We start from the raw sequence: 24,727 nt of genomic DNA on the forward strand, positions 1-24,727 counted from the left end.
GAGGAGCCCTCCTGTGCTGCGCCCTCGGACGCGGGTGACAACTGGATCCTTTCGCAAGCCGGAGATGTTGGGCCGGAGACCGGCAACCCCTATGCTACCGGCCCACGCGTCGGGTCGCGTGGGCCGGTGGTCGTGCCGTCATGGGCGTGTCGGACGACGATCACTCATGCGGCCGGGGTGTATCGCAGATCGAAGTACCGTCTTGCCGCGAACTCGCAAGTGCGGCAATTGGTTACAGATCACCAACCGCTGGGCAGCGGGCGACCCTCGGCGAAACCGGCAGCCGACTGCACGCCGAGCACGGCCTTGTCGTGCAACTCGGCCAGGCTGCGCGCACCCGCGTAGGTGCACGCGCTGCGCACGCCAGAGCAGATGTGGTCTATGAGGTCCTCGACGCCGGGGCGTTCCGGATCGAGCCGCATGCGCGAGCTGGAGATGCCCTCCTCGAACAGGGCCTTGCGGGCCCGGTCGAAGGCGCTGTCGGTGGCGGTGCGGGCGGCGACGGCGCGCTTGGACGCCATGCCGAAGCTCTCCTTGTAGGCGTTGCCGTCGCGGTCGGTGCGCAGGTCACCGGGGGATTCGTAGGTGCCGGCGAACCACGAGCCGATCATCACGTTGGACGCACCGGCGGCCAGCGCGAGTGCGACGTCGCGCGGGTGCCGCACGCCGCCGTCGGCCCAGATGTGCACGCCGAGTTCCTTGGCCGCGGCGGCGCATTCGGCGACCGCGGAGAACTGCGGGCGGCCGACGCCGGTCATCATCCGGGTGGTGCACATGGCGCCGGGGCCGACGCCGACCTTGATGATGTCGGCGCCCGCGGCGGCCAGGTCGCGAGTGCCCTGCGCGGACACCACATTGCCCGCGACGAGCGGCAGGCCGAGTCCGAGATCGCGGACGGCGCTGAGGGATTCGAGCATCTTGGCCTGGTGGCCGTGCGCGGTGTCCATGACGAGGACGTCGGCGCCCGCGTCGGCGAGGGCCTTGGCCTTGGCGACCACGTCGCCGTTGATGCCGACGGCCGCGGCCACGCGCAACTGGTTCTGATCGTCGACGGCAGGCTGGTAGATCCCGGCGCGGACCGACCCGGTGCGGGTCATCACGCCGGCCAGCGTGCCGTCCTCGGCGGTGAGCACCGCCAGCTGGGTGTGCTTGGCCTCGAGCAGTTCGAAGATGTCGCGCGGCGAGGTGCTGGCGGGGGCCTGCACGAAATCGGTGATCGCGACGTCACGCAGCCGGGCGAACCGGTCGACATCGGTGCACGACGCCTCGGTGACCACACCGATCGGCCGGCCGCCGTCATCCACCACCACAACGGCACCGTGGGCGCGCTTGTGCATCAGGGCGACGGCCTCGGACACCGAGTGCTCCGGGCCGAGAATGACCGGGGTGTCGGCGGTGAGCGAGCGGCTCTTGACGAACGCGATGGTGTCGGCGGCCGCGCTGATCGGCAGATCCTGCGGGAGCACCACGAGGCCACCACGACGGGCGACCGTCTCGGCCATCCGGCGACCCGCGACCGCGGTCATATTGGCCACGACGATGGGAATGGTGGTGCCGGACCCGTCGACGGTGGCGAGGTCGACGTCGAACCTCGAGGCGACATCCGTCCGATTAGGGACGAGGAAGAGGTCGTCGTAGGTCAGGTCATACGGCGGCTGATGGCCAGGGAGAAACTGCACTTAACCGATGATAACCAAGTCCGCCCGGTACCGCGCAATTCTCCAGCACTCAGCGGAGACGAACTTCACAGCCGACCACGACCCCGCTGGCAGCGACAACACCGCCTTCCGGCCCGTCAGTGGACCTTCCGTCCGCAGCTACCATCCGCCGCGCACGAATCCTCCGACGCGCGCAAACCTGCCAGCAATCCGTGCGCAGCGGGCAATTAGGTGCGCGTCGGTAGCCAACCGCATGGCCGCTCGCCAGCGGGCGACGCCGGGCTGCGGATCGGTCGCCGTGCTTGGATTCGCTCGCTGCGCACGAATCTGCCAGCAATTTCATGCGCGGCGGGCAGGTTGGTGCGCGGCGGGTGAGGAGGTGCGCGGCGGGCGATGAGGCGCGCGGCGGGCGATGAGGCGCGCGGCGGGCGATGAGGCGCGCGGCGGGCGATGAGGCGCGCGGCGGGACAGGAGGTTTGCGGCGGGACAGGAGGTTTGCGGCGGGCGAGGAGGCGCGACGTGGATCAGGGGGTGGCTTGGGTGCGGGAGAGGCGGATTGTGGTGGCGCACATGATGATTACCGCGAGGGCGGTTATTGCCAGGCCGAAGGTGTTGGTGCGGAAGCGTTCGTCCAGGACGGTTACGCCGATGAAGGCCGCGGCGAGGGGTTCGGCGATGGTGACGGCGGGTAGGGATGCCGAGAGTGGGCCTGCTTGGAATGCTCGCTGTTGCAGGTAGACGCCGGTGATTCCGGCGACGACCAGTGCCCAGGTTTGCCAACTGCTGAGTACTTCGCCGATGCCGTGGTCGAACAGGGAGGTGACGTAGGAGGTGAGGGCGGCGGCCAGTCCATAGAGCGAACCGCTTGCGGTGCCGAGGAGCAGGGCGCGGCGGCCGGGGTCGGCGCTGCTGATGCCGATGATCGTGGCCGCGCCGATGAGAGCGACCAGGATGATCAGGGGGAGTAGCCAATCACGCAGTGGCGCAGTGGTGTTGCCCTCGGACGGATTGCCGACGAGCAGGAAGCAGACGAGTGCCGCGGTGAGTGCGAGTGCCGTCGCCCAGGTGCGGGCGGTGATGCTGCGGCCGTTGAGCCTTGCGGCAAGGGGGAGCGCGAATACCAACGCGCTCACCAAGATCGGCTGAACCAGTAGGACCGCGCCTAGGGCGAGCGCGGCGACCTGCATCGCGTAGCCGCCGATATCGCCGACGATGCCTGCCCACCAGCGTGGATTGCGGAGCAGCGCGCGGACGAGCGAATCACCCTCGGGAACCGCGGCCGCCGCGCGTTGTTGCGCGACCGCCGCCACCGCGAAGAACAGCGCTGCCAGCAGTGCGCAGGCAATAGCGCCCACTGGATGATTGGACACGACCGTCAGTTTGCCCCACGATTGCGGGTCCCCGGCGCGCGCTCCGGGCGGACGGCGCGTCGACGTGCACTCCCGGGCGTGTCGCCGCTGGCGTTGCGCCCCGAGCCCGACCCGCCCGAGCCACGACCGCCGCCCGCGCCTGTCGCCGTGCTCGATCCGCGAGTGGTGCCCGTCCCGCCCTTCGCTGAACCCGCTCCGCGCGCGCCCGCCGCAGACCGACTCGACGAGCCCGCATCACGCGACGACCCCTTGATGGACCCATCCTTACGACGTTCACTCGCCGAAGCTTCGGCCCGCACCGGAGCACCACCCCCGCGAGTCTCCGTGGTCCGCCGCCCCGAACCACCACGCCGCCGACCGGTCCCCGTCTTCGAACCACTGTCCGCCACCGGCTGTTTCGGCGGCGCCGGCGCCGCGACCGGTATCCCCGACGGTTGCCGCGCCCCGGTGATCTCGATCAACCGACGATCCCCCGGACGCACCTCGACCCCGACGATCTCGACGCCCGCCTTGCGCGTCATCGCCTCGACCTCGCGCCGCTCCTCGTCCATCACCAGCGTGACGACCACACCGTCCTCGCCGGCCCGCGCGGTCCGTCCGGCACGGTGCAGGTACGCCTTGGACTCCGCGGGCGGATCGACGTGCACCACAAGGGAAATGTTGTCCACGTGAATACCGCGCGCCGCGACATCGGTGGTGACCAGCACCGGAATCGATCCATCGGCGAACGCCGCGAGCGTGCGCGTCCGGTTGTTCTGCGCCTTGCCGCCGTGCAGCGCGCCCGTCGCGATTCCCGCGCCGCGCAACTGCTTTGCCAATCGGTCGGCACCGTGCTTGGTGCGCACGAACATGATGGTGAGCCCGTCGCGTGCGGCGATCTCGGCCGCCACGGTCCGCTTCGCCATCTTGTCGCGCACGAAGAGCAGGTGGTGCGTCATCGTCGCGACCGACGCGGACGCGGGCGCGGTGGAATGGGTGACGGGGGAGCGCAGGTAGCGCTTGACGAGCTTGTCCACCTCGCCGTCGAGCGTGGCCGAGAACAGCAGCCGCTGACCATCTTTCGGCGTCTGATCGAGCAACTTGGTGACCTGCGGCAGGAACCCCATGTCGGCCATATGATCGGCCTCGTCCAGCGCGGTGATCCGCACATCGTCCAGCGCCGCCGACCCCTGTGCGATCAGATCGGCGAGTCGTCCTGGCGTGGCGATCAGCAGATCGACGCCACGCGCGAGCCGCTCGGCCTGCCGCCGAATGGGCGCGCCGCCGACCACGGACGCGACCCGCAAACCCATCGCGAGCGCGGGTGTGTCCAGTGCGCGTTCGATCTGCGCGGCCAGTTCGCGAGTGGGCACCAGCACCAAACCCCGTGGCCGGCCGGGCTTCGTCGCGCCGCTGGCCAGCCGGGTCAGCATCGGCAGACCGAAAGCCAGGGTCTTCCCGGATCCGGTCGGCCCGCGCCCGAGCACGTCCTTACCCGCGAGGGCATCGGGCACCGCAGCCGCCTGAATCGGGAACGGTGCCTCGATGCCGTCGTTCCGCAGTGCTTGCACGAGCACGGCGGGCAGGCCGAGGTCCATGAAGGTCACGGGCGCAGCGGCGACGGGGGTCGAGGGGGTCACGGGTGGTGTGTGCCTTTCGTAAGACGACGCGCTCGGGCTCGCGAAACGCGCTGTGCGTTGGATCGGGGCGGCGACCGGTTCGGTGCAGCGCGAAAAAGGCTATGTGGCCGACCGGGTGGCAGGCCAAGTGTTCAGGATACGTCCTACGACTGTCTAGCCGCGGAAGAGTCGGCCCAGCTCAACCAGCCACGGCACCGCGACGGCCATCGTCGGAACGACAAGGATGGCGGCCGAGCCGAGGTAGGCGGCGCTGGCGACCCGAACGTCACCGATCTGCCCGGTGAGGCGTTGGATGCGAATCAGGGTGGTCGGCCCGCCCGCGGCGAGCGCACCCTGTGGCGCGGTGGATTTCGAGCACGCGACGAGCGCGCGGGCCAGCGGCTTGGGCCCGGTCACCTTCACGGCGGAATCGTCGGCGAGCAATTCGATGAGCAGCTTCACCGAGCCGAGCGCGGCCTTGCTACGCACGAATCGCGGAAACGCTTCGTGCACAGCGGTAAACGCCTCGAGCACGAGGTCGTGCCTGGCCCGCAGGTGCGAGCGTTCGTGGCTGACGATCGCGGTGATCTCGGCGTCGTCGAGGTTGGTCAGCGTGCCCTCGCTGATCACCACGCGCTGCCGCAGGCCGGGTAGGCAATACGCGATCGGCTCGGTCGCGGCGAGCACCCGGATGTCGGAGGCGCGGCGGCGCGGCCCGCTTTGATCGAGCAGGTCGACCAGCATCCGATGCCTGGCGCGTCGCCGCCGCGTGTGCACCCCGACCCGGACGATCGCGTAACAGAGCCGCGCTCCGACCAGCAGCGTCAGCGCGAACACAAAGACATACGCCGACCACAGCGGTAGCCCGAGCGCGTCGATCTCGCGGGTGGGTTGGGTGGTCGGCCGGCCGTCGAGGCCGGGCACCAGCAGTTCGGCGGCGATGGCCAGACCGGACCCGAACGCACTGAGCACAGCCGCAAGCGCGATGGCCTGCCAGAGCACAAGTGCGGCGCGGGGCGTCCGGTATGTCCAGGTCGCCCGGCTGAGCAGGGCCGGGGCCGGTCCCGCGAGAAGCAATGCGAGTCCGGCGAATACCGGCGCGGTTGCGTTCATCGACTCAGCTCACTGCGTTGGGGGCAAGGTCGCGAGGAGTCTACTGCGGGGGCGGTGTGTCCTCGGTTGCTTCGAGCTTAGCGAGTGCCTCCCGCAGCGCGTCAGCCTCATCCTTACCGACCTGTTCCACGAAGTGCACCAGCGCGGCGGCGCGGCTGCCCGCGGCGTCGGCCTGTTGCAGTGCGTCCACCATGAGGCTGGCGACCAATTCGTCCCGGGTGTGCACCGGCGCGTAGCGATGAGCACGGTCGTCACGCTGCTGGACCACGAGGTTCTTCTTCGCGAGTCGTTGCAGCACTGTCATCACCGTGGTGTACGCGAGCTCGCGGCGTGCGGCCAATGCCTCGTGCACCTGCCGGACTGTCTGCGGTTCATCGGTCGACCACAACTGGTCCATGACCGCCTTCTCGAGTTCACCAAGTCCTGCCATTCCCTGATTTTACGGACTCAACGACGCGCATGCGTACTACAGGGTGTCGTAACTATGGAATAGCTGGTGTGTCATTTGTCATACGGCGGTGGATTCGGGCATGACGGGCCCGCCTGCTTTGCCGACAACGTGCCGCGTTCCGATGGGAACCACCATCGGCCGGCCGGAGACCGGATCCTCCAGAACCGAGGCGTCGAGGTCGAAAACTTCGCGCAGCAGCTCGACGGTGACGATGTCGGCGGGACGGCCCTGCGCGACGATGCGTCCCTCGCGCATGACGATCAGTTCGTCGCTGTAGCGGATCGCCAGATTGAGGTCGTGCAGCACCATCACCACGGTGCGGCCGAGCTCGGCGTGCAGCCGGTCGACCAGGTCGAGCACGTCCACCGCGTGCGCGAGGTCGAGGTAGGTGGTCGGCTCGTCGAGCAGCAGGATGTCGGTGCCCTGCGCCAGCGCCATGGAGATCCAGGCGCGCTGGCGTTGGCCGCCGGACAGTTCGTCGAGCGCGCGGTCGGCCAGGTCGGCGATCCCGGTCTGCGCGAGCGCGTCCAGCACCTCGTCCTCGTCGGTGGCCGACCACTGCCGGAACCAGGTCTGATGCGGATGACGCCCGCGCGCGACGAGATCGGCGACGGTGAGCCCCTCCGGCGCGACCGGCGACTGCGGCAGCATGCCGATCACCCTGGCCACGTCCTTGGTCTTCATCGTCGAAATGGCCTTGCCGTCCAACAACACTCGTCCACGCTGCGGGCGCAGCAGGCGACCGAGCGAGCGCAGCAGCGTGGACTTACCGCAGCCGTTCGGGCCGATCACGGTGGTGATCACGCCGGGGGCGATGTCGAGGGTGAGCCCGTCGATGATGACCCGGTCCCCGTAGGCGAGCGTGACGTCGTCGGCGGCGAGCCGCGTCGGCTCCGCCTTGGTCGCAGTCATGACAGTGTCGCCTTCCGATTCATTCGCACGAGCAGATAGAGCAGGAACGGTCCGCCGAATGCCGCGGTGACGATGCCGACCGGCAGCTCCGCCGGAAACACCGTGCGCGACGCGACATCCGCCCCGGCAACCAGGATGGCACCGATGAGCGCCGACCCGATCAACGGTTCGCCGGGGGTGCGCAGCAGTCGTCGCGCGATCTGCGGCGCCGCCAGCGCGACGAAACCCACCGGGCCGACGGCCGCGGTCGCCACCGAGGCGCCCACCACCGCGGCGCCGATCAAGATCGCCTGCTGGCTTTGGATCCGCACGCCGAGCGAGCGGGTGGTGTCGGCGCCGAGCCGCAGCGCGGCCAGCGTGCGCGCCGAACCGAGCGCGACCAGCACCACGACGGCCAGCGCGAATGCCGCGGGCAGCAAACCGGATCGACTGGCGTTGTTGAGCGACCCGTTGAGCCACAACTGCGCTCGCTGAGCGTCGAGCAGCGTGGCCCGGGTGAGCAGCCAGCTGATGCCCGCGACCAGCACCGCGTTCACTCCGACGCCGATCAGGACCAGTCGCAAGCCGGTGACGCCCCGATCCCCGGTCGGGCTGCGTCCCCAAGCCAGCAGGTAGATCGCCGCGGCCGTGAGCAGACCACCCGCCAGCGCGGCCAGCGGTGCGCCGAACGTCGCGAGCACGCCGGTGGTCCCGCCGGCGCCGACCACCACCGCGACCGCGCCGAGGCTGGCACCGGAGGTGATGCCGAGCATGTCCGGCGCGGCGAGCGGGTTGTGCAGGATGGACTGGGTGATCGCCCCCGAGAGTCCGAGCGCCGCGCCGACCACCACCGCGGTGAGCGCCCTCGGCAGCCGGGAGTCGAGCACGATGAACCGCTGTGAGCGCGTTCCGCCGCCGGTCAGCACGTCGAGCACCCGACCGAGCGGGATGTGCGATTCGCCGGTAGCCACGTCCAGGCAGAAGCACAGCAGCAGCAGCGCGACCAGGGCGATCACGATCGTCACCATTACCGGCCGGAATACCACCGAGGCGGGCCCGATCCGCAGCGCGGGCCGAACGCCGTCGGTCTTCAGCGACACGGTCACAGGCTCACCAACTTCCGGCGACGGACGAACGCGATGAAGAACGGCGCACCGAGTACGGCCAGCATCACACCCACCTGCAGTTCGCCGGGGCGGGCCACGACGCGGCCGATGATGTCGGCGATCAGCAGCAGCAACCCGCCGATCAAGCCGGAATACGGGACCAGCCAGCGATAGTCCGGCCCAGTGATCACGCGCGCGAGATGCGGCACCACCAGCCCGAGGAACGCGATCGGCCCGACGGCCGCGGTCGACGCACCGGACAGCAGCACGATCGCGGCCAGCCCGAGCGCGCGACTGCGCCCGATGTTCACCCCGAGCCCGCGCGCCACGTCGTCACCGAGGCTCAGCAGGTTCAGTCCGGGCGAGGCGATGAGCGCGAGCAGCACCCCGAACGCCAGGAATGGCAGTACCTGCCAGAACACCGCGGCATCGCGGCCCGCGACCGTGCCGACGACCCAGAACCGGTAGGTGTCCAGCGACGCGGGGTCCAGCAGCACAATGGCATTCGTCATCGCCTGCAAAAATGCGGTGACTGCCGCGCCGGCCAGTACCAGGCTCAGCGGACTCGCCTTGCCGCCGCCGATCGCCGACGCCCCGAACACCACGACGCCCGCGATCAACGCGCCCGCGAACGCGAACCAGATGTACTGCTCCGGCGCGCTGAACGCGAACAGGTAGATGCTCAGCGCCGCAAGGAATGCCGCGCCCGCGTTCAAGCCGAGCAGTCCCGCGTCGGCGAGCGGATTGCGCGTGTAGCCCTGGATCAGCGCGCCCGCCATGCCCAGCGCGATTCCGGTGACCAGCCCCAGCGCCGTGCGCGGTAGCCGAAGTCCACGTACGATCTCCTCGGCGGTGGATCCGGCTGCGCAGCTGAACGGCCCGCCCGCACAGGCGATCGCGTGGTGCACGGCGTCGTAGACGGTGCCCGGCGCCAGCGACCTGGTACCGATCGCGACACTGGCGAGCACGGTGAGCAGGAGCAGAACCGTCAGCGCGAGCAGGCCGGAGAGGCGTCGCCGCCGGGTGTTGCCGAGCATGGTCACGGTGACGAAATACTCCTGAGATTCGTTGTAGCAGAGAACCGATTGGTCTGGTAAGCCTAACCTATCTTGCGGTGTGCACCGCTATGGCCAATCCTCGAGGAGGTTCAATGCCCGAGCTCATGACCACCTGCCCGCCGCGCCATGCCCACATGGCGTTCGATCGCACATGTGACAGGTTGCGTGCACTGCAACCTGAGCATCCGCGTGTGTACGCGGTGGCGGCGATGGTCGAGCAGGGCAAGCGTCGATGGTGGCGGCTCGCCGACGGGGTGCGCGAGGGTCGCATCGAACGGATGTATCGCAGGCATGCCGCGGAGATGATTCGCGCCGACGTCGCCGCGGAGGTGGTGGCCACCGCGTTGATCCACGCGGTGGTCGGCCGGGTGATCGCGCTGCTGGTGGCCGAGGGGCGGGCCTGGGATCCGGGCCTGGAGAACCTGTGGATCCACACCGACAACGACGGCGGCATCGACTGGGCCGGCTTGGGCGACACCACCATTCGCGTGCTCGACGGCGACCCGCTGGCCGACGAGTCCGGTGCGGTGAGCCTGCCGTGCGAGGGCGCGATGTACGTCTGGCTCGCGCATCGCTGCGAGCCCTCGCTGACGCTGATCCAGTCGAGCATGGCCCGCTACTCGGGTCTGAGCGCGCGCCGATTCTGGCTGCTGGTCGGCGAATCCATCGCGGGCGCGTCCACCTACGTGCCCGACCTGGCGGGCACCGACGCGGAGATCGGCACCCGCCGTGGTCAAGGACTCTTGGCGGCGCTCGAGCAGCGTGGATTACCGGTTCGTCGCGCGACGGCCTTGCTAAGTTAGGTAAGCCTGACCTATAGTAATAACCGGCGTTAGGATTGGTCGAGAGTCCCGAGGGCTGCGGTGACCCCCGATCCATTGCCGCGATGGGCTCCACGTCTAGCCGTGGAGCCCATCGCTTTATCTTCTTGCGGCACAAGACGCGACCGGCCGCGCCGAGCCAGCGGTAATCGGGTCCCGGCCACTGTGCAAAAGTGGACCGCATGACAGATCAGGAGACCCGGGCGGCGGATTGGCTCGTGACCATCACGCCGGAGCAGATGACGAAGGTCAGCGAAGGCACGTTCACCGACCTGATCGGCCTGCGCTACACCGAAACGACCGCGGACCGGGTGCGCGGTGAGTGGACCGTCAAGCCGCACCTGTACCAGCCCGCCGGCATCCAGAACGGTGGCGTCTACAGCACCGTCATCGAAACGCTGGCCAGCGTCGCGGGCGGGATCTGGTATGGCGCCAGGGGGACGGTCGTCGGAGTGAACAACAACACCGATTTCCTGCGTGCGGTCCGCGACGGCGATCTCCTCGGTGAGGCGACGCCGATCCATCGGGGCAGGTTGCAGCAGTTGTGGCAGGTGGTGATCACCGATGCGGAGAATCGGGTGGTCGCGCGCGGCCAGGTTCGCCTGCAGAACCTGCCGGCCAGGAACTGACCCGACGGCCCGCCCGGCCAGGCGCTCGTTCCGCGTCGCCGGAACGGGCGTGCCAGAATGACCGTCACCCATCAACCCCGACCCGGTGAGGAGCCCGGATGCGACTGTCGCCGCATGAGCAGGAACGGCTGCTGCTGAGCTACGCGGCCGAGCTGGCCCGGCGCAGGCAGGCGCGCGGACTCAAACTCAACCACCCGGAGGCCGTGGCGCTGATCAGCGATCACGTGCTCGAGGGCGCGCGCGACGGGCGCTCGGTCGCCGAGCTGATGTCTTCTGGGCGAACGGTTCTCGCGCGCGCCGACGTGATGGAGGGCGTGCCGGAGATGATCCATGATGTCCAGATCGAGGCCACCTTTCCGGATGGCACCAAGCTGGTCACCGTCCACCATCCGATCGGTTAGGGGACCGGATGAGAGATCGCTTGGACCGGGTGCGTGCCGATTTCAAGGGGACGTGCGCGGCATGATTCCCGGTGAATACCGCTGTGCCGAGGGCACTATCGAGCTCAACGCGGGTGCGCGGCGGATCGAACTCGACGTCGTCAACACCGGTGATCGTCCCGTGCAGGTCGGCAGCCACGTGCATTTCCCGCAGTCCAATGCCGCGCTGCGCTTCGACCGCGCCGCCGCGCACGGCCACCGGCTCGATATCCCCGCGGGCACCGCGGTCCGCTTCGAACCCGGCCTGGGGCAACGAGTTTCGCTGGTCCCGCTCGGCGGCACCCGCGAGGTGTACGGCATCAGCCTGCCGCCGCCCGGCCACCTGGACAAGACGCAGTGAGTAAGACCAGCGGCCTGCCCGGAGGGACACCATGACTGAGTTGAGCCGCGCCCGTTACGCGGAACTGTTCGGACCGACGACCGGCGACCGAATCCGGCTGGCCGACACCGATCTCTTCGTCGAGATCACCGAGGACCGCAGCGGCGGACCGGGACTCGCGGGCGACGAGGCGGTCTTCGGCGGCGGCAAGGTGCTGCGCGAATCGATGGGCCAGTCCCGCGCAACCCGCGCCGACGGCGCCCCCGACACCGTGATCACCGGTGCGGTGATCATCGACCACTGGGGAATCATCAAGGCCGACATCGGCATTCGCGACGGCCGCATCTGCGCCATCGGCAAGGCGGGCAACCCCGACACCATGAACGGGATCCACCCCGACCTGGTGGTCGGCCCGTCCACCGAGATCATCGCGGGCAACGGCCGCATCCTCACCGCGGGCGCCATCGACTGTCACGTGCACTTCATCTGCCCGCAGCTGATGGACGAGGCGCTCGGTGGCGGCATCACCACCCTGATCGGCGGCGGCACCGGCCCCGCCGAGGGCAGCAAGGCGACCACCGTCACGCCGGGCTCCTGGCACCTGGCCCGCATGCTCGAGGCCACCGACGGCTGGCCGATGAACATCGTGCTGCTCGGCAAGGGCAACACGGTCAGCGCCGAGTCGATGTGGGAACAATTGCGTGCTGGCGCGGCGGGTTTCAAGCTGCACGAGGATTGGGGTTCCACCCCGGCGGCGATCGACGCCTGCCTCACCGTCGCCGACGCGGCGGGCGTCCAGGTGGCGCTGCACTCGGACACGTTGAACGAGGCCGGTTTCGTCGAGGACACCCTCGGCGCCATCGCGGGCCGCGGCATCCACGCCTATCACACCGAGGGCGCGGGCGGCGGCCACGCGCCCGACATCATCACTGTCGCAGCACATCTCAACGTGCTGCCCAGTTCGACCAACCCGACCCGCCCGCACACCGTCAACACCCTCGACGAGCACCTCGACATGCTCATGGTGTGCCACCACCTCAGCGCGGCCATCCCGGAGGACCTCGCGTTCGCGGAGAGCCGGATCCGACCGTCCACCATCGCGGCCGAGGACCTGCTGCACGACCTCGGCGCGATCTCGATGATCGGCAGCGACTCCCAGGCCATGGGCCGCATCGGCGAGGTGGTCATGCGTACCTGGCAGACCGCGCACGTGATGAAGCGCCGGCGCGGCGCGCTGCCCGGCGACGGCGCCGCCGACAACGCCAGGGTCCAGCGTTACATCGCGAAATACACCATCTGCCCGGCCGTCGCGCACGGCCTGGACCACGAGATCGGTTCGGTCGAGGTCGGTAAGCTCGCCGACCTGGTGCTGTGGGAGCCCGCCTTCTTCGGCGTCCGCCCGCACGCGGTGCTCAAGGGCGGCGCCATCGCCTGGGCCGCGATGGGCGACGCCAACGCCTCCATCCCCACCCCGCAGCCGGTGCTGCCCCGCCCCATGTTCGGCGCGGCCCCGCTGGTCGCGGCCGCCACCTCGCTGCACTTCGTGGCCGAGCAAGCCATCGACGACGGCCTCGCCGATCGTCTGCGGATCAACCGAAAACTGGCCCCCGTCAAGAACGTTCGCGACCGCAAGAAGACCGACATGCCGCACAACGACGCCATGCCGCGTATCGAAGTCGACCCCGACACCTTCACCGTCCGCATCGACGGCGAGGTCTGGACCGAACAGCCCGCCACCGAACTCCCGATGGCCCAGCGCTATTTCCTGTTCTGAGGGCTAGGGGGACAGGTCGACCATCATGGTTGCCAGGTCCAGTGCGGCCGCGCAGGGGTCGAGTGTGGTTGTGTGCGAACGCTTCTGGACGCGCCAGGTGATGGCGCCGTTGGCGGCGGCGGTGACGGCGCAGTCGCTGGTGTCGTGTGGGTTGCGGATGTAGAACGCGGTCGCGGTGACCGTGCCGAGGGCGTGCTTGGTGATCACCATGTGCTCGGTCTGGAAGCCATCGGATCTGGCGCGGTCCCACAGCTGCTGCAGCGAGTCCTGCGCGGAGTAGGTGAAGCTGACGGTCGCGTCGCCGTCGCCGACCTGCGCCTCCCAGTAGCAGACCTGCGGCGAGTGGTGCGTGGTGAGGCTGTCCGCCTGGACGGCGTCGCTGATCTGCTGGTTGGTCAGTGGCGCACAGTCGGCGAACGGGTTCGCGGGCGCCGCGGGGGCGGCGTCCGGCGTGCTGGCGGTGCTACATCCCGTCACCAATCCGGCCAGGGCGATAACGGCAAGTCCGGCATTACGGACAGAGAACGGGTTCATCACCGCTCCCTTTCTGGATCATCAACGGGTCAGACCAGGTCACGGTACCCAGCGATCCGCCGACACGCGACCTGAGCAGGCGCGATCTTGCTCTCAGTCGGCCAGGCCGTTCAGTCGCCCAGGCCCTCGGGCAGCTGCCCGCCGTGCAGCCGGTGATGCCGGAAGGCGAGCCGGACGATGTCGGCGATGCCGGGATCGGCGATCGTGTAGACATTGCGCCGACCCTCTTTGCGCATGTGGACCAGACCGGCCAGTTTGAGTTTGGCGAGGTGCTGGCTGACCGCGGGCACGGTTTGGCCGATATCGGTGGCCAGTGTGCCGACATCGCGTTCGCCCTGACCGAGCAGCCAGAGGATCTGCAGCCGGGCGGTGGCCGCGAGCATACCGAAAACCGCTGCCGCGTCCTGTAGTTGAGCCGCCGGGAGGGGGCCCGGTTCGCTGTGCTCGGTCACGTCCGCCTCCAACCGGGAGCGCTGGCGAGCGCGAATTCGCCAGGCCGCTGGGAAGGCTCGCGGAGCGAAGGCGCGAGGCCGCTGGGAGCGAATGCGCGAGGCCGCGTGTCCGTAGCGTGGCACGCAGTCGAATACTTGCGCAACTGATTGACGAACGTACGGCGGCGGGTTTCTAATAATGGGTGCGCAATTCTGCGTAGCTGAACAACCAACGAAGCGGGGTGAGCGGCTGATGCCGGTTGACAGTATCGACGTCTCTAGCCGGACCGCCTTAGCGAAACGGGTTGTGCCGGTTCGTCGTTGATCTGCCCGCGCGATCCGTGGCCGAGCTGAGCGGCCGCCCGATCGCCTGACGCGGCACCAATTCTCAACATCGTTCGACCCGAAGGGCGGCGCGCACGGCGTCGGCCCGGGTAAGTCGGTGCGACCGTCCCGTGACGGCCGTACAGAGCGCTTGCGAAAGCGTGCAGCCGCACCGATCTTCGGGCGCGGCCACGTGCTGCGCCCGTGTGGTAGCGGGCGCTGTCACCACCAGACCTACGAAGCATTGGAGTTCCGCCATGGCGATCATGTTCAAGAGGGCCGAAACATCGCACCGCGCACCGAATTTGGAGCGCCAGTCGATCTGGTTCACGATCGGTCTCTACCTGTTCATCAGCGCGGGACTGCTGACCATGCATTACGCCCATCATCAGGCACCGGTCGGCTCGTCGTCGGTCTCGCCCGCGCACTCGTCCTACGGTCAGTAGCGATGCGCGCACTCACCAGCGCCGTGCCCGGCGACCGGTTCGACACCGAAGTCCTGCAACAACATTGGATTCCGCTGGCGGCCGGCGACGCCGACACCGCCGCGGTGCTTCGCGAGCGGCTCGGCGTCGACTTCGCCGCCGCCCGCAACCGGGTCTGGGAGACCGACAATTTCCTCTACCTGCCGGTCGTGGCCAACTACAAGCGCGGCGACGCCATCGAACGCGAAACCATCGTCTTCGCGCTGGGCGCCGAATTCCTGGTGACGTTGCAGCCGGACGAGCACTTCATCCCGTTCGACAAGGCGATCGCGAAGATGCGCCGCACCCCGACCCTCACCGGTTCCTCGCACGGCGTGATGTACGCGCTGCTCTGGGCGCTGAACGAGGCATCGGAGCGGGTCATCTACTACGCCAGCGACGCGCTGGAGCCGATGAACGACGAGATCGAGATGGCCACCAACGGCTACGACCAGCGCGGCCGCGAGATCGGCGTCGCCGACATGCGCGGCACCATGTCGCGGATGAACGCGGCCGAGGAGATCGTCTCGCGCACCCAGGAGACCCAGCTCCAATTGGCCCGTGCCGCAAGACATCTGATGGCCGACATCACCGTGCGCAGCGCCGAGATGGAGAGCCTGCTCGCCATCCTGATCGCCGACATCGACGGGGTGAAACAGCACGCGGGCTTCGAGCACGACAAGGTCCGCTACCTGCAGCAGTCGGTGATGACCTGGCTCGACGTCAAACAGAATCAGATCGTCAAGGTGTTCACCATCATCACCGCGGTCTTCCTGCCGCCCACCCTGATCGCCACCTTCTACGGCATGAACTTCACCTGGATGCCGGAACTGGAATGGCAGCACGGGTTTCTGGCCACCACCCTCATGACGCTGGTGGCCGCCGTGATCCCGCTCGCCTACATCAAACGGAAGGGCTGGCTGCGCTGAGCGAGGAGCGGCCCGAACGGCGTGGCCGAGGTCGCCATTCAATACCATGACAAGTATGACGGCCGCCGGTAGCAGCTCGCCCGACGCGCCGCGTCCGGATGCCAGGACCGAACGATGGCGTGCGCATCGGGAGCAGGTGCGCGGCGAATTCGTCGACGCCGCCTTCCGCGCGCTCGCCGAGCACGGGCCCGACGTGAGCATGGACGACATCGCGCGCGCCGCGGGCTGCGCCAAGCCCAAGCTGTACCGGCATTTCGCGGACAAGACCGATCTGTACCTGGCGATCCTCGAGCGGGTGCAGAGCGTGCTGTGGGAGCGGGTACTGGCGAAGATCAGTCTGACCACCGATTCGGTGGCCGAGCTGATCCGCACCGCCATCGCGGAGTACGTCGCCGTGGTGGAGGAGCAGCCCGACGTGTTCCGCTTTCTGGTACACAGCAGGCTGGCGCAGCAGGCCGAGCAACCCGAACGCGCCATCGAGGTGGCGCAACGGTCGGCGCTGCTGGCGGCGCAGATGGTCGAGGAGCGGCTCGAAGGACAGAACGTTGACACCGGCAGCCTGGAGTTGACCGCCTACGCCATCTTCGGCGCGGTCGGCTCGGCCACCGACTGGTGGCTCGGCGCGAACCGGGCCAGGGCCGAGGTGATGTCGACCGAGCGGTTCGCCCAGCATGTGAGCATCATCGCCAGGAACATGCTCGACGGGGTCGCCGAGCTCAACAATCTGCCGCTCGACGTGCACAAGCCGGCGCACCTGGCCTTCGAGCCGGAGTAATCACTGGTCGAAGGCGACGTGGATTCGGGGTGACTCCGGGAGGGTTTGGCAGGCGAGGGTCAAACCGAGGGCGAGCTCGTCATCGATGAGTGCCTCGTTCTGCCGCATCCGGGTGCGTCCCTGCTTCACCGAACAGACGCAGGTGCCGCAAGCGGATTCACGGCAGACGTACGGGGCGTCGATTCCGTTGTCCAGCAACACATCCAGTAGGGGAGTGTGTGTGGGCCAGTCCAGGACATGGGTTTCGCCGTCGATGTCCACTTCGACAACGGCCGCGTCACCGAGTGGGGTTGCGGCGGGCGGGCTTGCGTCGACTGTCTCGAATGGATTCGACTGCAGAGACCGGTATTCCTCAGTGTGGATGCGGGATATCGGCACGTGCAGTGCGGTAGCCGCGGCACCGGCCACGTTCATGAATCCAGCTGGCCCGCATAGAAACCAGTCACGGTCGGAATACGGTCGCACCAGTTCCGCGACCGCATCCGAGGTGGGTAGCCCACGCTCCGATTCGAGCCAGTGCAACACCTGTAACCGGCCGGGGTAGCGGTGTGTCCAGTCGTCGAGGGTGTCCGCGAAGATCACCGACCGCCGATCCCGGTTGGCATACAGCACAACGACATTCCCGCCGCCGACCATCATGGATTTGATGATCGACAGGACCGGTGTGATGCCGCTGCCCGCCGCGCACAGCAGCACCTCGGTGTTCAGATCGCGCGGCCCGAACGCGCCGGACGGCTCCAGCACCGTGATCAGGTGACCGACCGCGACGGTGTCGCAGATGAGGTTCGAGGCATAGCCGTCCGCGATCCGCTTGACCGTCACCGCGATCCGATCATCGCAGTGCGGGCTGCTGCACAACGAATAACACCTGGCCACCGAGCCGGTACGCGCGCTGGGCACCCGCAGGGTGAGGAACTGGCCGGGACGGTATCGGAAACGCTCGGTCAGCTCGGCGGGCACCTCGAAAACCACCGTGCGGGCATCGTCGGTCTCCTCGATCACCGCGCCGACCTTCAGCACGTGCCCGCGCGCCCCGCTGTCTTCGCTCAACGTGCTACCTCGGCGCCTCGACCGGCACCGAAACAGGCTGCGCCGCTGCGGGAGTGGCCGACACCGGATCGGTCAGCCGGAGCACCCGACGACCGAGCCGTTCGATTCGCTCGACATCGAACGGCTGGGTGATCCGTCGATTCACGCCCGGCGCGATCCGCAACATGAAGTAGCCAAGCCATGCCTCGGCCCGCACCGGCACGACGGCAAGGTCGTAACGCACCGCGCGCTGTGCCGCCCGTGCCACCAGATCCGGACTCATCGGCGAGAACGGCAGTTTCGCCGCGACGTCCTGCACTCGACGCGCCAGCTCTTTGCCGCGCGCGATCAACTCTTGATCGACACCGACCGTGACGGCGTGCTCGCCGATATTGGTGTTGATCACCCCGGGACAGATCGCGCTGACCCCGATGCCCTTGGGCCCGAACTCGAGTCGCAGGCACTCGGTGAGCATCTTCACCCCGGCCTTGGACACCGAATACGCCGACATCACCGGCGTCGGCGTAAAGGCCGCCGCCGACGCAATATTCACGATGTGGCCGCGCTTGCCGTCGTCGATCATCTGCTGCCCGAACACCCGGCAGCCGTGCACCACGCCGAGCAGGTTGACGCTCAGCTGGCGATCCCAGTCGGCCGGTGTGAGATCCACGAAGGCGCCGCTGACCAGCATGCCGGCATTGTTGACCAGCACATCCGGCACGCCGTAATCCGCGCGCACGTCCCGGCCGAACGCTTCCCACGCGGCCGGATCGGTGACGTCGAGCCGGGCCGCGGCGGCGCGCCGACCGCGCGCGTGGATCATCGCCTCGGTCGCCAGGGCGGAATCCAGATCCAGATCGGAAACCACCACGTGCGCACCCGCCGTGGCGAACCGGATGGCGATGGCCCGGCCGATGCCGCTGCCCGCACCGGTCACCACCACGAGTTCGGGGTGAATATTGGTGAGTTTCATACGGATTCCTCGAGGATCGCGCCGGTCCGCGGTGCGGGCACGGGCTGACGGTAGTGGTAGTCGTCGAGATCGAAATGCCGGTTCTGCCAGTACATCTCGCCGTGCGTCGAGGGACGGAACGGCGAATCACCGTGACTGTTGATGTAATAGGTGTTCGACCCGTCGCAGGCGGAGGTGAACAGGAAGTTCTTCTCCTGGCGGCGCAGGCATTTGGCGAAGTACTCGTCGTGCGCGTGCTGGCTGATCTCGCACACGGTCGCACCGCGCCGCTTGGTCTCGGCGATGGCCCGGCTCAGGTGCGCGGCCGTGGCCTCGATCATCCAGATGTAGGAACCGAGCACGAAACCGTAGGGCCCGGTGATGGTGAACATATTCGGGAACCCGGGCACCGAGACGCCGTGATAGGCCTGGAATCTCTTGCTGTCCCAGAACTCTCCGAGATCGAGCCCGTCGCGGCCGGTCACCGGGAACGGCGGTATCGAATCCTTCTCCCACAGCTTGAATCCGGTAGCGCAGATCAGCACATCGACCGGATGCCGCACCCCGTCCTCGGTGGTGATGTCGTGCTCGCCGATGCGGCCGATCGGCTCGGTGATCAGGCTGACATCCGGCCGATTGAACGTCGACAAATAGTCGTTCGACATCGACGGCCGCTTGCAACCGAGCCCATAGGCCGGAATCAGCTTCTCGCGGATGGCCGGATCGTGTACCTGGGCCCGCATCCACCGCCGCGCCGGAATCTCCGCCAGCCGACGGCCCGCGTCACTGAGCCAGGCGGGACCGGCCACCATGCCGCCCATGCCGATCTCGGTCGCGAGGGTGCCCAGCATCCGGATACCGGAGCGCACCCAGGGCCGCTCCAGCACCGCGCGGCCGAACGGTCCCACGACCGCGTCGGATTTCGGGAACACCCAGATCGGCGTCCGCTGAAACACATTCAGGTGCGCCACTTGGTCCACGATGGCGGGCACCAGCTGCAACGCGGTCGCACCCGTCCCGATCACCGCGACCCGCTTGCCCGTCAGCGCGACATCGTCGTCCCACAGCGCCGTGTGCATCAGGGTGCCCTTGAAGTCTTGCAGGCCCGGAATGTCGGGCATCTTCGGTCGTTCCAGCCCGCCGATCGCCATCACGACATAGCGCGCGGTGAGCGTGCGGCCGCCATCGGTGCCAAGCAGCCAGAGGCTGTTCTCGGCGTCGAACACCGCCGAGACGATCGTCGTGTTCAACCGCAGTTTCGGCCGAAGGCCGTACTTGTCGACCATCCCCTCGGCGTAATCGCGCAACTCGGTGCCTGGCGCGAAGATTCGCGACCAGTCACCGCGCTGCTCATAGGAGAAGCTGTAGATGAACGACGGGATGTCCACGGCGACACCGGGGTAGGTGTTCGCGTGCCAGGTGCCGCCGACGCGATCCCACTTGTCCACGATGACGAAGTCGTGGATGCCCTTGCGTTGCAAGGCGATCGCGGCGCCGATGCCGCCGAACCCCGCCCCGATCACGATCACCTCGTGCGGCCGCGCGCTGTCGCGACTCGCCCGCGTGCCATGGTCGGGCTGTGCCGCGCTCATCGGACGCGATCCACGAGCGCGCCCTGGGCGCCGAATAATTCGGTCTGCCACCGCTGAAGCAGGGCCGCGGTGTCCACCTGGTCCGGGTGGAAGCCCGGCTTCAGGTACACCTGGATCTCGCCGAGCAGGCCGCGCACGATCGGTCCGCGAATCAGCCGGTAGGACTGCCTGGCGACCGTGATCGGCTGCCAGGCAGGGGGATCGGCGATGATCGAGGCGAGCACCCCGAGCCCGACCACCGGAATCGTGAAGAGATACATCACCGACATGATCGCGATCCGCAGCCACTCCGGGCCGTCGATCGATCGATAGACGTCGAAGGTCACCGATTTGTGTTCGAGCTCTTCGAGCGCGTGCCAGTTGAGCAGGTTGCGCACCTCGGGATCGCCCGCGAGGGACTGGATTTCGGGGCTGGACAGCACCCGGGCCGCCAGCACGGCGGTGTAGTGCTCGGCGGCGGCCGTGATGGCGAGATGGGCGGCGGGTGGCGCCAGCCGTTCGGCCCGGCGCACGAGTTCGCCCTGCCTGCTCACGAATCGCGGCAGGGGATAGCCGAGCGCGAACAGCTGCTCGTTCAAGCTGCTGTGCTGCTGACCGTGGACGGCCTCCTGGCCGATGAACGCCGCGACCCGCTTCTTGAGCACCGGATCGGTGATCTGGTCGGCGAATCGGCGCACCGATCGGATGAACGATTCCTCGCCGGGTGGGAAGGCGGCCGAGAGCAGCGCGACCAAGTGGCTGAGCACGATGTCGTCGCCCGCGTAGTACTTGGTCATCGGTTCCGGGTCGCCGAAGCGGAATTTCATCCGGCGCACCTTCGGGTAGCCGCCGGATTTCTGCACACTGGTGGTCATGTGAATCTCCGTTGATTCCAGGGTTGTTCGGGTGAGGGGATCGGCTACTTCAGGTGATCGACGAGGGCGCCTTCGGCGCCGAAGAGCTCTTTCTGCCAGCGCTCCAGCAACTCTCGCGAGTCGATGTCGTCGGGATGGAAGTTGGGCCGTAGATACAGCACCAGCTCGCGGCCGAGGCCGCGGAACACCGGCCCGCGGAACAGCGTGAAGGCTTCCCTGACCAGGCTCAGCGGGTAACGCCGCGCGTCCGGGTCGCGGCTGAGCGACGCGGTGAGTGTGACGGCCGTGAGCGGGAGGGTGAGTGCGACCAACGTCGCCATCGTGAGGATGCGCATCGTCTCCGTGCCGCCGACCGCGCGGTACACGTCGAACGCGACCGACTTGTGCTCGAGTTCCTCGAAAGCATGCCAGTTCAACAGGTTTCGCACTTCTTCGTCACCGGCCAGCGCCTGGATCTCGGGGCTGGACAGCACGCGTTCGGCCAGCACCGCCGTGTAGTGCTCGGCCGCCGCGGTGGCCGCCAGGTGCAGTCGCGCGGGGATGCGCTGTTCGAAACGCTGCTGCCGTTCGACGGCCGCAGGCGCGTCCAGCCATTCGATGGCGTAGCCCATCTCGATCAGCTTCTCGTTGAGGCGCCGGTGTTCCTGGCCGTGCATCGCCTCCTGGCCGATGAAACCGGCGACCCGCTTCTTGAGCACCGGATCGGTGATCTGGTCGGCGAAGCGGCGCACCGATCGGATGAACGACTCCTCGCCGGGCGGGAACGCCGCGGACAGTCCGGCGATGAAATGGCTGAACACCATGTCGCCGCCCGCGTAGTACTTCGACATGGGCACCGGCTCGCCGAAGCGGAATCTGATTCGCCTCGCCCTCGGGTATCCGTTGCCCGTGCGGTCCTTCGTTCGCACACTTTGCTCGGTCATCTCGCACCTCATTGAGCTCGGTACCGTCAGTATGCGGTACTACTAGTACGATACCGTCTCAGACGGATAGGGCAAGGGGTGTTCGAGTTGACGTAGGTAGACGGAATTCTGTTGCGACTGTGGGTCAGCCGTGTCTGGTAACGCTGCGGGCCAGGTCGGTCAATCGATTCGCGCGGGCGTTCTCGGCCGGGGTGAAGGGTTCGTCGGGGCGGACGAAGAGAAGTGGGCGGTCCGGCTGCCATGGCACCACCAGGGTGGTCCCGTCGAACGTGAGGTCGCGGTGAGCGAAGGTGCCGGGGGTCAGGTAGCGGGCGCCGAGCAGTTCGGCGATGGCGAGGGGGAGTTCGTCCGGGTCGGACGCGACGCGGGTCGCGATGCCGAGCGCCTTGGTCTGGCCGTCGATCAGGGCGAATGCCGAGGCGGGCCAGACGCGGACCGCGGATCCGCCCGCGTGTGCGACCGTCGACGACAGGGTATCCGAGGTGATTCCCGCGGGCGCGGCGATGACCAGTTCGTTGAGCACACCCGATTCGAGTTGGTGCACATGGACATTCAAGATGTTGGCACCGCGGCGAGCCAGGTGTCTGGCGAGCGCCTCGAGCCGGCCGGGGCGATCGTCGACGCGGACGCGAATGCGCCACAGGGTAGGGGCGCGGTCGACGTCGTCGCGGCTGCGTAGCTCGGGGCCGTGCAGCCACGCGCCGAGCATGCGCGTTGCCGAGGGCTCGACGACCCAGATGATGAGGGTCGTCGTGCTGATCGTCAGCAGGGCAACGGTGAGCAAATAGGGCGGGTCGAAGTGGACGACAAGCGCGTGCAGCGCCAGTTCCACCGGAAATACCGCGGCCAGCTTGGCCAGCGTCAATCGTGCCCGGCGCGGGTGCGGCAAGCGGCCGCATACCTCACACGCCAGCACATGTACGCGATGTCGAGCACGCATCGGACGCATGCGCACAGCGTCCGGCTCGAACATTTCCGTTCCCGTGCCGAATGTGTAACGCGGCGGTGAAATCGGACGGGAAAGCCGTTGAGCGGCAGGGGTTTCCGTGGTGATGCTGAGCACAGGCGGCGGGGTGCGTGTTCGAGCGCACAGTTACCGGATAAGTCGGCCGACTTCGCGGGTGGCGACCGAGCGCCACCCCGGCTCAATAGTCCGAGCGGACCGGCTGGCGTGGCCCGCAGAGTTGAACCCCGAGCGACCGCCTCGTGACTAAATGTTTGCTCAAATGTTGCGGAGTTGCGCGTGTCGGGCTACGTTCATAGCGAACGGATAGTCGTAAGTGCCCTGCCTGTTGAGTAATACCGGGAGCGTCCGATGAGGAACCGACTTGTAGCTGCAACATTGCTTGTACCGGGTCGTGCGTGACATGACCATGATCATCACCCCCGCCGACGACCTGCTGGCCACCAACGAATTCCTCCGGGACGGCGTCCGAATGAGCGTCGTGATCGGCCGCCCCCAGCCCTATCCCACCGGCACAGGCTGGCGCTGCCGCGTCCGCATCGAATGCGGCACCACCCGCATCGAACAATCCCAGGTCGTAGCCCCCACCGCCCAAGAAGTCCTCCGCCTAGCCCTCGAACTGATCACCAGCCGCCTAGGCATGACCGAATCACAATTCTTCGAAGGCGCCACCATGAGCCCCGCCGCCTAACCCCCCAAGACCCAGTTGATTGTTTGTGCCCCTGGTGAACACGGTGCGCCCTGGGCGGAGTGCGGGCATGCTGGAGGGGGGTTGGTGTGAACGTGTAATCAGGGGTGGTGGTCGACGTGGACGATGACGCTGCGATGGATGCCTATTCGCGCACGGTGACCAGGGTTGCCGCGTCGGTTACGCCGCATGTGGCCAGCGTGCGAACCAGACGGGGTAGCGGGTCGGCGGTTGTGTTCACCGACGACGGTTTCATGCTGACGAACGCGCACGTCGTCGGGTCGGCCAGCGGCGGCGACGTGGTGTTCGCTGATGGGGTGGAAGCCAAGTTCGACGTTGTCGGCGTCGATCCGCTGTCGGATCTCGCGGTGCTGCGCTCCCGTAACGGCGCGCCGGGGGCGGTCACCCTCGGCGACGCGGACGACCTCGTCGTCGGCCAACTGGTCGTCGCCGTCGGTAGCCCGCTCGGTCTTGCTGGTTCGGTCACCGCGGGCGTGGTGAGCGCCCTGGGCCGAGCGGTACCGGTCGCCTCCCGCCGCGCGGGGCGAGTAATCGAGGACGTGATCCAAACCGATGCCGCTCTGAACCCCGGCAATTCCGGTGGCGCCCTGTCGGATTCGGCGGGCCGGGTAGTCGGCATCAACACCGCCGTCGCGGGCATCGGCCTCGGCCTCGCGATCCCGATCAACGCCACCACCCGCCGCATCATCGGCACCCTGCACACCGACGGTCGCGTCCGCCGCGCCTACCTCGGGCTGGTCGGTATGCCCGCCCCGCTGCCCACCACTGTCGCCGCCCGCACCGGTCAGGCCGCCGGGGTCCGCATCATGGAAGTAGTGCGCGGCGGCCCAGCCGAGGCGGCCGGCCTGCGCCGTGGCGACCTGGTGCTCAGCGTCGCCCGCGCCGAAGTCCGTGACGCCCAAGGCATTCAACGCCAACTGTTCGCCGACGCCATCGGCATCCAGCTCCCGGTAACCGTGCTGCGCAACGGGGCGATGGTCGACGTCATCGCCGTCCCCATCGAACTGACCGTGGACTGA

Annotated in this window: 26 protein-coding genes; 10 read left to right on the forward strand and 16 right to left on the reverse strand. The window is 68.0% G+C overall.

What is annotated here, in order from left to right; translation table 11 throughout:
• Positions 1-239: 239 nt before the first annotated feature.
• The 8 genes from ACIBCN_RS21945 to ACIBCN_RS21980 all read right to left on the reverse strand — a co-directional run bounded on the left by ACIBCN_RS21945 (position 240) and on the right by ACIBCN_RS21980 (position 9,230).
• Positions 240-1,679 carry a GuaB1 family IMP dehydrogenase-related protein gene (locus ACIBCN_RS21945; RefSeq protein ID WP_396993468.1) on the reverse strand — a complete coding sequence of 480 codons (1,440 nt, stop codon included), beginning with the start codon at positions 1,677-1,679 and terminating at the stop codon, positions 240-242.
• Between the two features lie 503 nt (positions 1,680-2,182).
• Positions 2,183-3,028, reverse strand: a complete 846-nt coding sequence (locus tag ACIBCN_RS21950; protein ID WP_396993470.1) for a DMT family transporter — start codon at positions 3,026-3,028, stop codon at positions 2,183-2,185.
• Positions 3,029-3,033: 5 nt separating this feature from the next.
• Entirely contained in the window at positions 3,034-4,605 is a 1,572-nt protein-coding gene (locus ACIBCN_RS21955; RefSeq protein ID WP_396993927.1) for a DEAD/DEAH box helicase, read from the reverse strand.
• 195 nt (positions 4,606-4,800) lie between these two features.
• Positions 4,801-5,739 carry a M56 family metallopeptidase gene (locus ACIBCN_RS21960; protein WP_396993471.1) on the reverse strand — a complete coding sequence of 313 codons (939 nt, stop codon included), beginning with the start codon at positions 5,737-5,739 and terminating at the stop codon, positions 4,801-4,803.
• Between the two features lie 40 nt (positions 5,740-5,779).
• Positions 5,780-6,169, reverse strand: coding sequence for a BlaI/MecI/CopY family transcriptional regulator (locus ACIBCN_RS21965; protein ID WP_150401655.1), 390 nt, complete (start codon positions 6,167-6,169; stop codon positions 5,780-5,782).
• Positions 6,170-6,247: 78 nt separating this feature from the next.
• A complete protein-coding gene (locus ACIBCN_RS21970) occupies positions 6,248-7,102 on the reverse strand; it encodes an ABC transporter ATP-binding protein (protein ID WP_396993472.1) in 855 nt (284 codons plus the stop codon).
• Positions 7,099-8,187: a FecCD family ABC transporter permease gene (locus tag ACIBCN_RS21975; protein ID WP_396993473.1), complete on the reverse strand. Its 1,089-nt coding sequence runs from the start codon at positions 8,185-8,187 to the stop codon at positions 7,099-7,101. The genes ACIBCN_RS21970 and ACIBCN_RS21975 overlap by 4 nt, the downstream gene beginning before the upstream one ends.
• Entirely contained in the window at positions 8,184-9,230 is a 1,047-nt protein-coding gene (locus tag ACIBCN_RS21980; RefSeq protein WP_396993474.1) for a FecCD family ABC transporter permease, read from the reverse strand. The genes ACIBCN_RS21975 and ACIBCN_RS21980 overlap by 4 nt, the downstream gene beginning before the upstream one ends.
• 107 nt (positions 9,231-9,337) lie before the next feature.
• On the opposite strand from ACIBCN_RS21980, the gene ACIBCN_RS21985 reads away from it, so the two are divergent.
• The 5 genes from ACIBCN_RS21985 to ACIBCN_RS22005 all read left to right on the forward strand — a co-directional run bounded on the left by ACIBCN_RS21985 (position 9,338) and on the right by ACIBCN_RS22005 (position 13,228).
• Complete coding sequence (locus ACIBCN_RS21985) at positions 9,338-10,048, forward strand: hypothetical protein (RefSeq protein ID WP_396993475.1); 711 nt, start codon at positions 9,338-9,340, stop codon at positions 10,046-10,048.
• 200 nt (positions 10,049-10,248) lie between these two features.
• Positions 10,249-10,695 (forward strand): PaaI family thioesterase, encoded by a 447-nt coding sequence (locus ACIBCN_RS21990; protein WP_396993476.1) that lies wholly within the window; start codon positions 10,249-10,251, stop codon positions 10,693-10,695.
• A gap of 98 nt (positions 10,696-10,793) precedes the next feature.
• Positions 10,794-11,096: an urease subunit gamma gene (locus tag ACIBCN_RS21995; protein ID WP_396993477.1), complete on the forward strand. Its 303-nt coding sequence runs from the start codon at positions 10,794-10,796 to the stop codon at positions 11,094-11,096.
• A 61-nt stretch (positions 11,097-11,157) separates the two neighbouring features.
• Positions 11,158-11,475, forward strand: coding sequence for an urease subunit beta (locus ACIBCN_RS22000; protein ID WP_396993478.1), 318 nt, complete (start codon positions 11,158-11,160; stop codon positions 11,473-11,475).
• Between the two features lie 31 nt (positions 11,476-11,506).
• A complete protein-coding gene (locus ACIBCN_RS22005; protein WP_396993479.1) occupies positions 11,507-13,228 on the forward strand; it encodes an urease subunit alpha in 1,722 nt (573 codons plus the stop codon).
• Between the two features lie 3 nt (positions 13,229-13,231).
• Here the strand turns inward: ACIBCN_RS22005 and ACIBCN_RS22010 are convergent, their stop codons facing one another.
• Together ACIBCN_RS22010 and ACIBCN_RS22015 are read right to left on the reverse strand one after the other, a co-directional pair.
• Entirely contained in the window at positions 13,232-13,762 is a 531-nt protein-coding gene (locus tag ACIBCN_RS22010) for a DUF3558 family protein (RefSeq protein WP_396993480.1), read from the reverse strand.
• A 110-nt stretch (positions 13,763-13,872) separates the two neighbouring features.
• Positions 13,873-14,214, reverse strand: coding sequence for an ArsR/SmtB family transcription factor (locus ACIBCN_RS22015; protein ID WP_396993481.1), 342 nt, complete (start codon positions 14,212-14,214; stop codon positions 13,873-13,875).
• 560 nt (positions 14,215-14,774) lie between these two features.
• Between ACIBCN_RS22015 and ACIBCN_RS22020 the strand changes: the two genes are divergently transcribed.
• Genes ACIBCN_RS22020 through ACIBCN_RS22030 form a run of 3 tightly spaced genes read left to right on the forward strand, consistent with a single transcriptional unit; the run spans position 14,775 to position 16,685 of the window.
• The gene (locus tag ACIBCN_RS22020; RefSeq protein WP_396993482.1) at positions 14,775-14,963 is read left to right on the forward strand and encodes a hypothetical protein; all 189 of its coding nucleotides are present in this window, start codon (positions 14,775-14,777) and stop codon (positions 14,961-14,963) included.
• Positions 14,964-14,965: 2 nt separating this feature from the next.
• Positions 14,966-15,910 (forward strand): CorA family divalent cation transporter, encoded by a 945-nt coding sequence (locus ACIBCN_RS22025; protein ID WP_396993483.1) that lies wholly within the window; start codon positions 14,966-14,968, stop codon positions 15,908-15,910.
• A gap of 55 nt (positions 15,911-15,965) precedes the next feature.
• Positions 15,966-16,685, forward strand: coding sequence for a TetR/AcrR family transcriptional regulator (locus ACIBCN_RS22030; protein WP_396993484.1), 720 nt, complete (start codon positions 15,966-15,968; stop codon positions 16,683-16,685).
• On the opposite strand, the gene ACIBCN_RS22035 is transcribed toward ACIBCN_RS22030, so the two are convergent.
• The 6 genes from ACIBCN_RS22035 to ACIBCN_RS22060 form a co-directional block, all read right to left on the reverse strand.
• A complete protein-coding gene (locus tag ACIBCN_RS22035) occupies positions 16,686-17,735 on the reverse strand; it encodes a 2Fe-2S iron-sulfur cluster-binding protein (RefSeq protein WP_396993485.1) in 1,050 nt (349 codons plus the stop codon). It abuts the gene before it with no gap.
• Positions 17,736-17,739: 4 nt separating this feature from the next.
• Positions 17,740-18,687 (reverse strand): SDR family NAD(P)-dependent oxidoreductase, encoded by a 948-nt coding sequence (locus ACIBCN_RS22040; RefSeq protein WP_396993486.1) that lies wholly within the window; start codon positions 18,685-18,687, stop codon positions 17,740-17,742.
• Positions 18,684-20,258, reverse strand: a complete 1,575-nt coding sequence (locus ACIBCN_RS22045) for a flavin-containing monooxygenase (RefSeq protein WP_396993487.1) — start codon at positions 20,256-20,258, stop codon at positions 18,684-18,686. The genes ACIBCN_RS22040 and ACIBCN_RS22045 overlap by 4 nt, the downstream gene beginning before the upstream one ends.
• Complete coding sequence (locus ACIBCN_RS22050) at positions 20,255-21,112, reverse strand: metal-dependent hydrolase (RefSeq protein WP_396993488.1); 858 nt, start codon at positions 21,110-21,112, stop codon at positions 20,255-20,257. The genes ACIBCN_RS22045 and ACIBCN_RS22050 overlap by 4 nt, the downstream gene beginning before the upstream one ends.
• 44 nt (positions 21,113-21,156) lie before the next feature.
• Positions 21,157-22,035 carry a metal-dependent hydrolase gene (locus tag ACIBCN_RS22055; protein WP_396993489.1) on the reverse strand — a complete coding sequence of 293 codons (879 nt, stop codon included), beginning with the start codon at positions 22,033-22,035 and terminating at the stop codon, positions 21,157-21,159.
• Positions 22,036-22,159: 124 nt separating this feature from the next.
• The gene (locus ACIBCN_RS22060) at positions 22,160-22,984 is read right to left on the reverse strand and encodes an amino acid-binding protein (RefSeq protein WP_396993490.1); all 825 of its coding nucleotides are present in this window, start codon (positions 22,982-22,984) and stop codon (positions 22,160-22,162) included.
• 418 nt (positions 22,985-23,402) lie between these two features.
• Between ACIBCN_RS22060 and ACIBCN_RS22065 the strand changes: the two genes are divergently transcribed.
• Positions 23,403-23,690 carry a hypothetical protein gene (locus ACIBCN_RS22065; protein ID WP_396993491.1) on the forward strand — a complete coding sequence of 96 codons (288 nt, stop codon included), beginning with the start codon at positions 23,403-23,405 and terminating at the stop codon, positions 23,688-23,690.
• A gap of 134 nt (positions 23,691-23,824) precedes the next feature.
• Complete coding sequence (locus ACIBCN_RS22070) at positions 23,825-24,727, forward strand: S1C family serine protease (RefSeq protein WP_396993928.1); 903 nt, start codon at positions 23,825-23,827, stop codon at positions 24,725-24,727.

The sequence above is a fragment of the Nocardia sp. NPDC051052 genome (assembly GCF_044456045.1).
Lineage (GTDB): Bacteria > Actinomycetota > Actinomycetes > Mycobacteriales > Mycobacteriaceae > Nocardia.